This window comes from Rhodanobacter thiooxydans (assembly GCF_030291135.1).
GTDB lineage: Bacteria > Pseudomonadota > Gammaproteobacteria > Xanthomonadales > Rhodanobacteraceae > Rhodanobacter > Rhodanobacter thiooxydans_A.
Window position 1 is genome coordinate 1,417,764 of record NZ_CP127409.1, and the last position, 14,024, is coordinate 1,431,787.

15 protein-coding genes are annotated in these 14,024 nt (G+C 68.7%); 13 read left to right on the forward strand and 2 right to left on the reverse strand.

The window, feature by feature from the left end; genetic code table 11:
- Window positions 1-12 precede the first annotated feature (12 nt).
- Together QQA13_RS06315 and asd are read right to left on the reverse strand one after the other, a co-directional pair.
- Window positions 13-435, reverse strand: a complete 423-nt coding sequence (locus QQA13_RS06315; RefSeq protein WP_108471449.1) for a hypothetical protein — start codon at window positions 433-435, stop codon at window positions 13-15.
- 168 nt (window positions 436-603) lie between these two features.
- Window positions 604-1,443 carry an archaetidylserine decarboxylase gene (gene asd / locus QQA13_RS06320; protein ID WP_108471448.1) on the reverse strand — a complete coding sequence of 280 codons (840 nt, stop codon included), beginning with the start codon at window positions 1,441-1,443 and terminating at the stop codon, window positions 604-606.
- Between the two features lie 74 nt (window positions 1,444-1,517).
- Here asd and prmB point away from each other — a divergent pair, with 74 nt between their 5' ends.
- The 13 genes from prmB (at window position 1,518) to trpA (ending at window position 14,020) form a co-directional block, all read left to right on the forward strand.
- A complete protein-coding gene (prmB, locus tag QQA13_RS06325) occupies window positions 1,518-2,444 on the forward strand; it encodes a 50S ribosomal protein L3 N(5)-glutamine methyltransferase (protein WP_108471447.1) in 927 nt (308 codons plus the stop codon).
- 3 nt (window positions 2,445-2,447) lie between these two features.
- Window positions 2,448-2,993, forward strand: a complete 546-nt coding sequence (locus QQA13_RS06330; protein WP_108471446.1) for a GNAT family N-acetyltransferase — start codon at window positions 2,448-2,450, stop codon at window positions 2,991-2,993.
- 34 nt (window positions 2,994-3,027) lie between these two features.
- Window positions 3,028-4,116 carry a chorismate synthase gene (gene aroC / locus QQA13_RS06335; RefSeq protein WP_108471445.1) on the forward strand — a complete coding sequence of 363 codons (1,089 nt, stop codon included), beginning with the start codon at window positions 3,028-3,030 and terminating at the stop codon, window positions 4,114-4,116.
- A 16-nt stretch (window positions 4,117-4,132) separates the two neighbouring features.
- On the forward strand, window positions 4,133-4,528 hold the full coding sequence (locus QQA13_RS06340) for a hypothetical protein (RefSeq protein WP_108471444.1): 396 nt from the start codon (window positions 4,133-4,135) through the stop codon (window positions 4,526-4,528).
- Window positions 4,525-5,520, forward strand: coding sequence for a 2-hydroxyacid dehydrogenase (locus tag QQA13_RS06345; RefSeq protein WP_108471443.1), 996 nt, complete (start codon window positions 4,525-4,527; stop codon window positions 5,518-5,520). The genes QQA13_RS06340 and QQA13_RS06345 overlap by 4 nt, the downstream gene beginning before the upstream one ends.
- Window positions 5,521-5,556: 36 nt before the next feature.
- The gene (locus QQA13_RS06350) at window positions 5,557-6,588 is read left to right on the forward strand and encodes an aspartate-semialdehyde dehydrogenase (protein ID WP_108471442.1); all 1,032 of its coding nucleotides are present in this window, start codon (window positions 5,557-5,559) and stop codon (window positions 6,586-6,588) included.
- Window positions 6,589-6,631: 43 nt separating this feature from the next.
- Window positions 6,632-6,886: a BREX-1 system adenine-specific DNA-methyltransferase PglX gene (locus tag QQA13_RS06355; protein ID WP_234411311.1), complete on the forward strand. Its 255-nt coding sequence runs from the start codon at window positions 6,632-6,634 to the stop codon at window positions 6,884-6,886.
- 176 nt (window positions 6,887-7,062) lie between these two features.
- On the forward strand, window positions 7,063-9,423 hold the full coding sequence (locus tag QQA13_RS06360) for a FimV/HubP family polar landmark protein (protein WP_108471440.1): 2,361 nt from the start codon (window positions 7,063-7,065) through the stop codon (window positions 9,421-9,423).
- A gap of 103 nt (window positions 9,424-9,526) precedes the next feature.
- The gene (truA, locus tag QQA13_RS06365) at window positions 9,527-10,309 is read left to right on the forward strand and encodes a tRNA pseudouridine(38-40) synthase TruA (RefSeq protein WP_108471439.1); all 783 of its coding nucleotides are present in this window, start codon (window positions 9,527-9,529) and stop codon (window positions 10,307-10,309) included.
- Window positions 10,306-10,929, forward strand: a complete 624-nt coding sequence (locus tag QQA13_RS06370) for a phosphoribosylanthranilate isomerase (RefSeq protein ID WP_108471438.1) — start codon at window positions 10,306-10,308, stop codon at window positions 10,927-10,929. Before truA ends, QQA13_RS06370 begins: the two co-directional genes overlap by 4 nt.
- The gene (locus QQA13_RS06375) at window positions 10,926-11,939 is read left to right on the forward strand and encodes a cupin-like domain-containing protein (protein WP_108471437.1); all 1,014 of its coding nucleotides are present in this window, start codon (window positions 10,926-10,928) and stop codon (window positions 11,937-11,939) included. Before QQA13_RS06370 ends, QQA13_RS06375 begins: the two co-directional genes overlap by 4 nt.
- Window positions 11,940-12,011: 72 nt before the next feature.
- Entirely contained in the window at window positions 12,012-13,223 is a 1,212-nt protein-coding gene (trpB, locus tag QQA13_RS06380; protein ID WP_108471436.1) for a tryptophan synthase subunit beta, read from the forward strand.
- Complete coding sequence (gene trpA, locus QQA13_RS06385; protein ID WP_108471435.1) at window positions 13,220-14,020, forward strand: tryptophan synthase subunit alpha; 801 nt, start codon at window positions 13,220-13,222, stop codon at window positions 14,018-14,020. The genes trpB and trpA overlap by 4 nt, the downstream gene beginning before the upstream one ends.
- The last annotated feature ends 4 nt before the right edge of the window (window positions 14,021-14,024 follow it).

Consider the following 14,024-nt stretch of genomic DNA (forward strand, 5'->3'; position numbering starts at 1 on the left):
GCGGGCCGGGCTTCAGGCGACCGCGCTTTCCTGCGTCCAGTTGCTGGTGGTGTCGCCGCTGCGGCTGCCGCTGCCGTGCACTTCCTTCAGTTCGCGCAACAGCTGCATCAGCTGGCGGTGCTGCGGCTGCAGGCTGGCGTGCGGGGAATTCTTGGTTTCGTGGTAGGCCACGGCCAGCCATAGCGCGATGCCGCGCAGCGCCACCTCGGCGTTGTTCGAGCAGGCGCGCTCGTAACCCGCCTCGGTGCCCTGGCCCCAGGGCAGGTAGCGCGCTTCCGGCGCGGTGCCGTACAGGTGCGGGAAATCGCTGCGCGAGGCTTGTCCGATCTCGCGCAGGGTCAGCGTGCCCAGGCGTTCGCGGTTGCGCTTGGGCAAGGCCCGCACGCTGCGTTCGATGTCGCGGAATTGGCGGCCAAGCAGGCGCGCGCGCATCATCACAAGGACTGGCGTCAGTATTTGCATGAGATCCCCTCGGCGCTGGAATTCGTCGGCGCGCAGGACGCGCGGCGAAGCCGAGAGCGTAGCGAAGCAACCAGCGGAATAGCGCCTAGGGCGTCACAAAATGACCCGCCGCGTCAGTTTTTGGGCGTGGATTACGGATACTCAGCCGCGCCCGAGCCGCTGGCCCACCTGCACGGCCTGCTGCGGCTGCAGGTCATCCAGTTCGGCCGCGCCCTCGGGCAGCAGCAGGATCACGGTGGAACCCATGTTGAAACGCGCCATCTCGGCGAAGCGTTCCAGTGTGACGTTCTGGCCGGTGAACGACTTGCGACGGATCGACGAGGCGTACGGCGGGATCACCAGCCCGTCCCACACCGTAGCCACCGACGAGACCAGGATCGCGCCCACCATCACCACCACGAACGGGCCGTGTTCGCCCTCGAAGTGGCAGACCAGCCGCTCGTTGCGCGCGAACAGCCGCGGGATCGCTGCCACCGCAAACGGCGCCACGCTGAAGATGCGCCCCGGCACGTGCACGGTTTCCTTCAGCGTTCCCTGCAGCGGCATGTGCACGCGGTGGTAGTCGCGCGGCGACAGGTACACAGTGACGAAGCGGCCGTTGCGGTAGGGCGCGGCGGCGGCCTCGTCGCCGCCGAGCAGTTCGGCGGCGCTGTATTCCTGACCCTTGGCCTGGAAGATGCGGCCATCGACGATCGTGCCGGCCTGGCTGATGCGGCCGTCGGCCGGCGAGAGCAGGGTGGCCGGATCGGCATCGGCCCGACGCGCGCCGGGTTTCAGCTTGCGGGTGAAGAAGGCATTGAAGTGCTGGTAGGCCAGCGCATCGGGCTGCGCCGCCTCGGCCATGTTCACGTTGTAGTTGCGCACGATGGTGGCAATCAACCAGTTCTTCCACGGCGCGAAGGTCCAGCGCGTGGCCCAGTAGACCACCCGCGACAGGGCGCGATGCGGCAGCATGTACTGCAGGAATACGTTGAAAGTCATCCGCCCAGTATACGGGGTGGCCGCCGCTTCAGGCCCTATAATGGCCGGCCATTCTGTTTCATCCCTGGATCGCCGTGACCGCCGAGCTTGCCACCATCATCGACTTCATCCGTTATGGCGCCAGCCGCTTCTCGGCGGCCGGGCTGACCTTCGGCCACAGCCACGACAACCCTATCGACGAGGCCACGCATCTCGTGCTGGCCAGCCTGCACCTGCCGCCGGACATCCCGCCGGCGTACGGCGCCGGCCGGCTCACCACGGCCGAGCGCGCGAACGTGCTGGCGCTGATCGAGCGCCGCGTCAGCGAGCGCCTGCCGGTGGCCTACCTGGTTGGCGAGACCTGGTTCGCCGGGTTGAAGTTCAAGAGCGACCGCCGCGCGCTGGTGCCGCGTTCGCCGATCGCCGAGCTGATCGAGTCGGGCTTCGCGCCCTGGCTGGACGAGCGCCACATCGAGCGCGCGCTGGACCTGTGCACCGGCTCGGGCTGCATCGGCATCGCGATGGCCGAGTACAACCCGGAGTGGCAGGTCGACATCGTCGACGTCAGCGACGAGGCGCTGTCGCTGGCGCGCGAGAACATCGCGTTCCAGCACGTCGAGGGCCGCGTCGAGGCGATCCAGTCCGATCTTTTTGCCGGCGTGGCCGGGCGCAAGTACGACCTGATCGTCTCCAATCCGCCCTACGTCACCGAGGACGAATACGCCGCGCTGCCGGGCGAGTACGCGCACGAGCCGAAGCTCGGCCTTACCTCCGGCGCGGATGGCCTGGACCTGTGCCTGCGCATGCTGGACGAAGCGGCCGATCACCTCACCGAGGACGGCCTGCTGATCGTCGAGGTAGGCGAGAGCGAGCACGCACTGGCCGCGCTGCTGCCGGAAGTACCGTTCATCTGGATCGAGTTCAAGGTCGGCCCGATGGGGGTGTTTGCGCTGGAGCGGCGCGACCTGGTCGAGCACGTCGCGGCGATTCGTGCGGCGGCCGCCGTGCGTCTTCCTGGCTGAGCGATGGAACTGGTCACGGCGCGGCTGCGTATCGACGCGTTGCGCGCCGATGATGCCGAGGCACTGTTCGCCCTGCGCAGGGATCCCGCGGTAGCCCGCTACCAGGGCTGGTTCCCGGCCGATCTTGCCGCCGCCCGCGCGTTCATCGATGCCCAGCCGCAACCGCCGTCGCACGGCTGGTTCCAGCGGGCGATCCGGCTGCGCGAGGACGGCCGGCTGATCGGCGACCTCGGCGTGAACCTGCCCGAAGCGGCCGGGGATTCGGTCGAGTTCGGCATCAGCATCGCGCCGGCCCGGCAGGGCCTCGGTTATGCCGGCGAGGCCGTGCGCGCGGTGTTCGATCATGTGTTCGGTCAGCTCGGCCGGCATCGCGTCCACGCTTCGGTCGACCCGCGCAACCTGGCCTGCATGGCGCTGCTGCATGCGCTGGGCATGCGCCAGGAGGCGCACCACCGCGAAAGCCTGTGGCTGCGCGACGAGTGGGTCGACGACGTGATTTTCGCCCTGCTGGAGCACGAATGGCGGGCAGCGCAGCGCCATCGCGGTTAAGCTGTGGCGATTACCCAATAGACGTCCAAACCTCGTGTCCAGCAATTCCTTCGGCAAACTGTTCACCGTCACCACCTTCGGCGAAAGCCACGGGCCGGCGATCGGCTGCGTGATCGACGGCTGCCCGCCGGGACTGGCGCTCGGCGCCGAGGAGTTCCGCAGCGACCTCGATCGCCGCGCCACCGGCCGCAGCCGCTACACCTCGCAGCGGCACGAGGCCGACGAGGTGGAGATCCTTTCAGGCGTGTACGAGGGCAGGACCACCGGCACGCCGATCGCGCTGCTGATCCGCAACACCGACCAGCGCAGCAAGGACTACGGCGACATCGCGCAAAGCTTCCGCCCCGGCCACGCCGACTACACCTACTGGCAGAAATACGGCATCCGCGACCCACGCGGCGGCGGGCGTTCCTCGGCGCGCGAGACCACCATGCGGGTGGCCGCCGCAGTGGTCGCCAAGAAGTGGCTGGCCGAACATTACGGCGTGCGCGTGCGCGGCTACCTGGCGCAGATCGGCGACGTCGTGCCGGACGCGTTCGACTGGGACGCGGTGGAGCAGAACCCGTTCTTCTGGCCCGACGCAGCCCAGGTGCCGGCGCTGGAGAACTACATCAACGTGCTGCGCAAATCCGGCGACTCGGTCGGCGCGCGTGTCAACGTGGTCGCCGACGGCGTGCCGCCGGGCTGGGGCGAACCGATCTACGGCAAGCTCGACGGCGACCTGGCCAGTGCGCTGATGTCGATCAACGCAGTCAAGGGCGTGGAGATCGGCGACGGCTTCGCCGCGGTGGCCCAGCGCGGCAGCGAGCATCGCGACGAGATGAGCATGGACGGCTTTGCGTCCAATCATGCCGGCGGCATCCTCGGCGGCATCAGCAGCGGCCAGCCGGTGACCGCCTCGATCGCGCTGAAGCCCACCTCCAGCATCCTGATTCCCGGCCACAGCGTGAACCTGGCCGGCGAGCCGGTCGAGGTGGTGACCAAGGGCCGCCACGATCCCTGCGTCGGCATCCGCGCCACGCCGATCGCCGAGGCGATGATGGCGCTGGTGCTGATGGATCATGCCTTGCGCCACCGCGCCCAGTGCGGCGATGTGGGCGCGGTGGCGCCGCGCATTCCCTGAGCCGGAGGGGTACGTCATGCCTGTATCGTCGAATCCGCTCCACGCCGCTCCGCCGCATGCGTCGTTGCAGGACATCCTCGGCGACGCGATCCGTTACTGGGAAGTGCGGCGGATCGCCTACAACTTGGCACTGGTGCTGGTGGTCGTCGGCTGGGTCATGATGAGTTGGCCGGGTGTCCTGGCCGCCCTGCGATTCCAGTCCGTGCTGGCCTTGTTCGTGCTGGCGGTGCTCGCCAATGCCTGCTATTGCGCAGCGTACCTGGTCGACATTCCGGCTCAGTATTCGCCGTTCCGCGCAGCCTGGCGGCATGGGCGCTGGGCGTTGTGGCTGATCGGAACCCTGTTCGCGATGACGCTGGCGTACTACTGGCTTGCCGACGAGATGGCCCCCGCGATCGGAGCCGTGCCTTGACCAGCAAGCCGCGCGTCTGGATCTCGCGTCCCACCTTCCCGGACATCGTCGCCCGGCTCGAACCGCACTTCGAGGTGACGGCCGAGCCGGAGGAGCGCAAGTTCAGTCCGGCCGAACTTGCGGCGAAGCTGGCCGGGCAGGATGCCGTGATCGTCGGCCTGAAGGACCGCATCGGCGCGGCGGAAATCGCCGGCGCGCGTCGGCTGCGCATTATTGCCAACCTCGGCGTCGGCTACGACAACCTCGATCTGGATGCGCTCAGTGCCGCCGGCATCGCCGCCTCGAACACCGCCGACGTGCTCAACGAGAGCGTGGCCGACTACGCCTGGGCGCTGCTGCTGGGCGCGGCGCGGCGGATGATGGCGGCCGAGCGCTGGCTGCGCGCCGGGCAATGGCGTGCCACCGAGTTCAAGGCGTGGCTGGGCGCCGACGTGCGCGGCCGTACCCTGGGCATCCTCGGCATGGGCCGGATCGGCCAGGCCATCGCGCGTCGCGCAGTCGGCTTCGGCATGCCGGTGCTGTACCACAACCGTTCGCCGCTGCCCGAGGCGACCGAACGCGCCTGCAACGCTCGTTTCGTCGACAAGGCACAGCTGCTGCGCGAAGCCGATTTCCTGGTGCTGGTGCTGCCGCTGACGCCGCAGACCCGGCACGCGATCGGTGCGCCCGAGCTGGCGCTGATGAAGCCGACCGCGATGCTGGTGAACGTGGCCCGCGGTGGCATCGTGGACGACAGGGCGCTGGCGGCGGCGTTGCGTGAGCGACGCCTGGCCGGCGCCGCGCTGGACGTGTTCGAGGGCGAGCCGGCGCTGTACCCGGGCCTGCTCGAACTGGACAACGTGGTGCTCAGCCCGCATATCGCCAGCGCCACGACCGAAACCCGCCGCGCGATGACCTCGGTGGCGGTCGACAATGTGCTGGCCCTGTTCGGCCACGGCCCGCACGCCGGGCGGCCGCCGACCATCCTCAACCCTTCCGTGCTGGACAAGTGACCGGCGCAACCCTCCACCCCTGAGCAGACAATCCCCATGAGTCAGAAGAGCAGTTACAAGGTCGCTATGGTCGGCGCCACCGGCGCGGTCGGCGAGACCCTGCTGGCGATCCTCGCCGAGCGCGAGTTCCCGGTCAGTGAGCTGGTGCCGCTGGCCAGCGAGCGTTCCGCCGGCGGCAAGGTCAGCTTCGCCGGCAAGGACATCACCGTGCAGCTGCTGGATACCTACGATTTCGCCGGCGTCGACATCGCGTTCTTCTCGGCCGGGGGCTCGGTCAGCCGCGTGCACGCACCGCGGGCGGCGGCGGCTGGCGCGGTGGTGATCGACAACACTTCCGAGTTCCGCTACCAGGACGACATCCCGCTGGTGATCAGCGAGGTCAATCCCCACGCGATCGCGCAGTACACCACGCGCGGCATCATCGCCAACCCGAACTGCTCGACCATGCAGATGCTCGTGGCGCTGGCGCCGATCCACCGCGCGGCGCAGATCGAGCGGATCAACGTGGCCACCTACCAGTCGGTTTCCGGCGCCGGCCGCAGCGGGATGGAGGAGCTGGGGCGGGAGACCGCGGCCCTGCTGAACTTCCAAAGCGTGGAGCCGGGCAAGAAATTCCCGGCCCAGATCGCGTTCAATGTGATTCCGCAGATCGACGACTTCCAGCCGAACGGCTACACCAAGGAGGAAATGAAGCTGGTGTGGGAGACCCGCAAGATCCTGGAGGACGAGTCGATTCAGGTGAACCCGACCGCGGTGCGCGTGCCGGTGTTCTATGGTCATTCCGAGGCGGTGCACATAGAGACCAGCGACAAGATCACCGCCGAGCAGGCCCGCGAGCTGCTGCGGCAGGCACCGGGCGTGGTGCTGGTGGACGAGCGCAAGCCGGGTGGCTATCCGACCCCGGTGGGCGAGGCGGCCGGCAACGACGCGGTGTACGTGGGGCGTATCCGCGAGGACATCTCGCACGAACGCGGGCTGGACCTGTGGATCGTCTCGGACAACATCCGCAAGGGCGCGGCGCTGAATGCGGTGCAGATCGCCGAACTGCTGATCGAGGATTATCTCTGAAATGCGTTTGATGCAACTCCTTGTACTTGCTGGATTTGTAATCGTGTCGACGGCCTGGGCCGGCGACCGGGCGAAGTCGTTGCCGGTCACGCCGGCGTTGGCAAAACCGCTGTCGACTGCCCGGCAGCAACTGGCCAGCAGCCAGGCCGAAGTGGAACAGCTGGAACAGGACCTCGGCCGGCAGGAATCGGACAGCCGGCGGGCCAGCGAACGGCTGCAGCAGCAGGACCAGGCCATCGCCGAGCTGCACAAACAACTGGACGAACTGCAGGCCGTGCCGGTCCCGGGTGCGGATTGAAAGTGCCGCTGTGGTGAGAACGCACCACAGCAATGCACTGCAAGTATTCGCTGCAGCTATTGTTGATTGGCCTGCATGTAACTAAAGTGGCACCTCGTTTGGGGTAGTGGCCGCCATTGCGGCAACGCCATGAATAAATTGAAGAGTCGCGCCAGGATCGTTCGGGGGAACATGCAATGAATCGTTCGTTGAAGTTGTCGATGCTGATCGCGCTGGCACTGGGCAGCAGCCAGGTCATGGCGGTCGACCTTGGCCAGATCCAGGTCAAATCGACGCTGGGGCAGCCGTTGCTGGCCGAGATCCCGCTGCATCCCGACAGTCCGGCGGAGTTGCAGGGTCTCACCGTCCAGCTGGCTTCCAGCGAGCAATTTGCGCGCGCAGGCATCGTCGGCGGGCGTACCTCGATCCCGCTGCATTTCAGCGTGGGCCAGGCCGGTGCCGGCCAGCCGGTCATCCGCATCACCAGCAGTACGCCGGTGGACGATCCCTTCCTCGACCTGTTGATCGAAGTGAACGGCAAGGCCGGCAAGAGCGTGCGCGAGTACGCCATCCTGCTCGATCCACCAAACGCACCGACGGCGACAGCTGCCGCCGTACCGGCCGTATCGGCGCCGAGCCAGCCGGCGCAACCTGCGAAGGCTCCGGCCGCGGCGCCGGTGGCCGCCCGGCCCAGCCCGGCAACACCCGCACGCGCGCCGGTCCCGAAGCCGAAGCCGGCTGCCCCGGCAGTCAGCAACGGCCACTACGGCCCGGTCGAGCGCGGCCAGACGCTGTCGAGCATCGCGCGCAGCGTGACGCCGGCTGGCGTGGACGCACAGCAAATGATGCTGGCGCTGCAGCAGGCCAACCCCGATGCGTTCTACCGCAGCAACATCAATGCGCTGAAGAGTGGCGCTGTGTTGCGCGTACCGACCTCGGCCGAGGCGCAGGCCATGACGATCGCCGCAGCCGCCGCCGAAGTGCGCCGGCAGAACAGCGACTGGCGAGCCGGCGTGCCGGGAAAACCCACGGTCGTGGCCGATGCCGCGACCCGCGCCACCAGTTCTGCGGCGCCCGCCAGCGCGCCGGATACCGGCGACCGGCTTGCGCTGGTGCCGGCGAAGGAAGGCAGCGCTGCCGGAATCCGCGGCAGCGGTGCGGGTGACAAGTCCAGCGCCAGCCTTCGCCAGGACCTGATGCGCACCCGCGAAAGCCTGGCCAGCCTGCAGCAGCAGGGTACCGATCTGAAGACCCGCCTGAAGGATCTGGCGGACATCAACAGCAAGAATGAGCGTTTGCTGTCGCTGAAGGACAACGAGATCGCCGAGCTGCAGGCCAAGCTGGCTGCCGCGCGCAAGGCGGCCGGCATGCCGCCGGCCGCGACGACCAGCACGGCAAAGGTTGCCGCGGCGACCGTGCCGGCGGCGGCAAGCCGCCTGGAAACCGCCACCGCCACCGCCAGCACTGCCGCCCATGCGGTTGCGGCGCCGGTTGCCGCCCACTCGGCGGCGACAGCCGCGCCGGCTGCTGCGTCCAGCCCGGCCAGCACGCCGGTCAGCGGGGCCTCCGTGGTGACCACGCCCATCGCCGCGACACCAGCGCCGGCCAAGCCGGTGGAGAAGCCTGCCAGGCTGCCATCGGCCAGCACGCCAGCGGTCGAGCAGCCGTGGTACATGCAGACCTGGGCCTGGGCGGCCGGGGCCGGCGCGATCGTGCTGCTGATCCTGCTGGCCATGCTTGGTCGTCGGCGCAAGCCGGGCGCCGACGCAGCGAAGGCTTCGTCGTCGCTGGCGGATCGTTTCGGTTCGCCATCCGCTGGTCAGGACCTCCCCGGCGATGACATCGACCAGGACGAATTGCTCGACCAATTGGCCGAACACCCCGACGACATCGGCCTGCACCTGGAACTGGTCACCTTGTACTACTCGCGCCGCGACGTCGAGCATTTCGAGGCGGCAGCCGAGGCGATGCACGCCCATATCACCGACCCGCAGCAGGACGAGTGGCAGGACGTGCTGCACATGGGCGAGGACCTGGTGCCCGGCCACCCGCTGTTTGACCACCACGCCGAACCGGCGGCGCATGACGATGCCGAGGCGCGCGGCGAGTTCAACATCGACGACTATGCCGATCAGAACGATGCACCTGCGGGGGTCTCCTCGATGCCGCCGTTGCCGCCGAACGGGCCGAAACCCGTCAGCGAGTACAACTTCAACTTCGACCTGACCCGGGCCGTCGCCGAGCCGGCGTCCCGCGCCGCGCCGACGGCGGACGATGCTGCCGTGGTTGCACCGCTGGCGTCGAGCAAGCCGGCGCCCGCCGTACCGGCGTCGAACTGGCATTTCGATGAAGAAGGCGGCACGCCGCTGCCGACCGGCCCGGGTCATGAGCTGGACGAGTTCAACGACGACCCGGTGGACACCAAGCTCGACCTGGCACGTGCCTACATCGACATGGGCGACGCCGAAGGCGCGCGCGCCATGCTCGGCGAGGTGGTCAAGGAAGGCACCCAGATGCAGAAGGACGCCGCCAAGCGCCTGCTCGACAGCCTGCACTGAGTCGCGCGGCACCTTTCGCGGGATGCATCGGGCCGGCTTTTGCCGGCCCGATGCCGTTGCGGCCTGCTAATCTTTCTTTTTCGGCGAATCTCTGCACGACTCCATGCGTATTGCCCTGGGCATCGAATACGACGGTACCGATTTCAGCGGCTGGCAGCGCCTGAAGACGGATGTCAGCGTGCAGGGCGTGCTGGAGCAGGCGCTGTCGAAGGTCGCCGACCATCCGGTGGAAGTCAGCTGCGCGGGGCGCACCGACGCTGGCGTGCATGGCCGCTGCCAGGTGGTGCATTTCGACACCGAGGCACGCCGCGACATGCGCGGCTGGGTACTCGGCGGCTGTTCCAACCTGCCGGCCAGCGTGGCGGTGCTGTGGGCGCAGCCGGTGCTGGACAGCTTCCACGCGCGTTACGCGGCGCGCAGCCGGCGTTATCGCTACCACATCCTCAACCGGCCGGTGCGCGCGGCGCTGGATGCGCGCTACGTCACCTGGGAGCGCCTGCCGCTGGATGCCGCGCGCATGCACGAAGCCGCGCAGGCACTGCTGGGGGAACACGATTTCAGTGCATTCCGTGCCTTGTCCTGCCAGGCCGCGCACCCGCGCCGCAGCGTGCTGGCAGTCGGCGTGCGGCGCGAGGGCGAACAGCTGTTCGTCGAGATCGAGGCGAACGCGTTCCTGCATCACATGGTGCGCAATATCGTCGGCTCGCTGCTGCTGATCGGTCGCGGCGAGCAGCCGGTCGCATGGATGGCCGAGCTGCTGGCCCGCTGCGACCGCCAGGTGGCCGGGCCGACCGCGCCGGCTTCTGGGTTGACCTTCATCGGCCCGCGCTATGAAGTGCACTGGGGCCTGCCGGCCGAGGTCTGCCTGATGGGAGCCGGCAAATGATCCGCATCAAGTGCTGCGGCATGACCCGGGTTGGTGACGCGCAGCTCGCCGCGCGGCTCGGCGCCGACGCGATCGGGCTGGTGTTCACCGCACGCAGCCGGCGGCAGGTGACGCTGGCGCGGGCACGCGAGATCGTGGCGGCGCTGCCGCCGTTCGTGGCTACCGTCGCCTTGTTCATGGACGACGAGCCGGGCCTGGTGCGGCAGGTGCTCGATGACGTGCGGCCCACCCTGCTGCAGTTTCACGGCAGCGAGAGCGATGCCTGGTGCGCGCAGTTCGGCCATCCGTTCCTGAAGGCCATCGCGATGGGCGAGGGCGTGGCGGCGTTGCCGCGGCTGCGGGAGTACCCGCGCGCCGCAGGCCTGCTGCTGGACGGCCACGCGGCAGGCGAGGCCGGTGGCAGCGGCCGGACCTTCGACTGGTCGCTGTTGCCCAGCGATCTGGCGCAGCCGCTGATCCTTGCCGGCGGCCTGCACGCCGGCAACGTGGGCGCGGCCGTGCGTGCGGCGCGGCCGTGGGCGGTGGACGTGGCCAGCGGGGTGGAGTCGGCACCGGGGATCAAGGACCCGACCCGGCTGGAAGCCTTCATCCGCGCGGTGCGCGAGGCGGATGCGGCGTGAGCGGCGCGCCGGTCGCCATCGAGGAATGCCGCGATGGCGACGGGTCGTTCGCCCTTGCCGACCTGGTCGGTCGCGCCCGTCCGCTGGTGATCCGCGGTCTGTGCCGCGACTGGCCGATGGTGGCCTGGGCGCGGCAGTCGGACGATGCCTTCGCCCGCGAGCTGGCGCGGCGGGACAACGGCAGCGAGGTCGATGCGCTGCTGCTGCCGCCTGGCGAGGGCGGGGTCATCGGCTACAACACGGCGTTCGACGGCTTCAACTACGAGCACCACCGCGTCTCGATCGGCCAGGGCCTGCAGCGGCTGGCACAGTACAGCCGCCAGCCGGAGGCGCCGGGGCTGGCGATGCAGAGCGCGCTGATCGCCGACTGCCTGCCGGGGTTGCTGGACGAGCACGCCATTCCCTTCCTCGACCGCAGCATCCAGCCGCGCATCTGGATCGGCAACCAGGTCACCACGCCGGCGCATTTCGACGAGTACCACAATGTCGCCTGCGTGGTGTGCGGCGTGCGGCGCTTCACCCTGTTCGCGCCGGAACAGGCGCGCAACCTGTACGTCGGGCCGCTGGATTTCGCGCCCACCGGCGCGGCGATCGGTATCGCCCGGCTCGACCGTCCCGACGACCCGCGCTTTCCCCGCCTGAAGCTGGCGCTGGCCGCGGCGCAGGTGGCGGAGCTGCATCCCGGCGATGCGATCTACATCCCGCCGATGTGGTGGCACCACGTGGAATCCCTGCAGCGGATCAACGCGCTGGTGAATTACTGGTGGCGGCCAATACCCGCAGCCGGTCATGCGCCGGACACCGCGCTGGGCGTCCTGATGCATTGCATCCTCGCCTTCCGCTCGCTGCCGCCGGCGGAACGGGCGGCGTGGAGGGAACTGCTGGACTATTACGTGTTCGGCGACGAGGATCCCGCCGCACACTTGCCCGCCGACCGGCGCGGCATCCTCGGCCCGCTCACGCTTGGGCAACTGGCCGAGGCCAGGGCTTCCATCCGCCGTTATCTGTGACCCCATTTGCCCGGGCTTGCCGCTAAGATGGCTGCTTGCCGCAGTGCGGCATACCCTTCCCCGAGTGACGAGATGAGCAAGATCGTGGACTACAATGCTTACCCCGACGCGCACGGCCGCTTCGGCAACTACGGCGGCAGTTACGTCGCCGAAACCCTGATGGCGCCGCTGGCCGAACTGACCGAAGCCTACCTGCGCCTGCGCAAGGATCCGGCCTTCATCGCCGAACTCGACCGCGACCTCAAGCACTACGTCGGCCGGCCCAGCCCGATCTACCACGCCGAGCGGCTGTCGAAGCACGTCGGCGGCGCGCGCATCCTGTTCAAGCGCGAAGACCTCAACCATACCGGCGCGCACAAGATCAACAACACCGTGGGCCAGGCGCTGGTCGCACGCAACATGGGCAAGACCCGCATCATCGCCGAGACCGGCGCCGGCCAGCACGGCGTGGCCAGCGCCACGGTGGCGGCGCGGCTGGGCCTGAAGTGCGTGGTCTACATGGGCGCGGTCGACATCGAGCGGCAGAAGATCAACGTCTACCGCATGAAGCTGCTGGGCGCCGAGGTGGTGCCGGTGACCTCCGGCTCGAAGACACTGAAGGACGCGCTGAACGAGGCGATGCGCGACTGGGTCACCAACGTGGCCGACACCTTCTACATCATCGGCACCGTCGCCGGGCCGCATCCGTACCCGCTGATGGTGCGCGACTTCAACGCGATCGTCGGCCGCGAGGCGCGCGCGCAGATGCTCGAAGAGTATGGCCGCCTGCCCGACGTGCTGACCGCCTGCGTCGGCGGCGGCTCCAACGCGATCGGCCTGTTCCATGCCTTCCTCAACGACGCCGGCGTGCGCATCGTGGGCGCCGAAGCGGCGGGCGATGGCATCGCAACAGGCCATCACGCCGCCTCGCTGGCCGCCGGCCGTCCAGGCGTGCTGCACGGCAACCGCACCTACGTGCTGTGCGACGACAACGGCCAGATAACCGAGACGCATTCGGTCTCGGCCGGCCTGGACTATCCCGGCGTTGGCCCCGAGCATGCATTCCTGAAGGACGCCGGCCGCGCCGACTATGTCGGCATCACCGACGATGAAGCGCTGGAAGCGTTCCACCTGCTGGCGCGCACCGAAGGCATCCTGGCCGCGCTGGAATCCAGCCACGCGGTGGCGCAGGCGATCAAGCTGGCGCGCGAGTATCCGAAAGACGGCATCGTGCTGTGCAATCTCTCCGGCCGCGGCGACAAGGACGTGCACACGATCGCCGCGCGCGAAGGAGTCGAGGTATGAGCCGCATCGACCGTCGCTTCGCCGCGCTGAAGGCTGCCAATCGCACGGGCCTGATCCCGTTCGTCACCGCCGGCGATCCATCGCCCGGGCACATGGTGTCGATGATGCATGCATTGGTCGACGCCGGCGCCGACCTGATCGAGCTTGGCGTGCCGTTCTCCGATCCGATGGCGGACGGCCCGGTGATCCAGCACGCCAGCGAGCGGGCGATCGCCAAGGGCGTGGGCCTGGCCGACGTGCTGGGCTGGGTCACCGCGTTCCGCCAGCGTGATGCGGACACGCCGATCGTGTTGATGGGTTATCTGAATCCGGTCGAGATCCACGGCTATGTGCGCTTCGCGCAGGAGGCCGTACAGGCCGGCGTCGACGGCGTGCTGCTGGTCGATTGCCCGCTGGAGGAGTCCGCCGTGCTGCAGTCGCTGCGCGACGCCGGCTTGCAGCAGATCCTGCTCGCCGCGCCTACTACCGAACCCTCGCGTATGGCGCAGCTGTGCGGTTCGGCCGAGGGTTTCCTGTACTATGTCTCGTTCGCCGGCATCACCGGTGCTGCACACTTGAGCACCGGCGACATCGCAGTGCGCGTGGCCGATATCCGCGCCCGTGCGAAGGCGCCGGTGGCGGTCGGTTTCGGCATCCGCGATGCAGCGAGCGCAAAGGCGATCGCCGGTTTTGCCGATGCGGTGGTGATCGGCAGCGCGCTGGTGGACAAGCTGGCCGGGGCGTCGGATGCCGATGACATTGCTGGCCGGGTGCGCGCGTTTCTCGCACCGATCCGCAGCGCGCTCGACGCGCACTGAACAA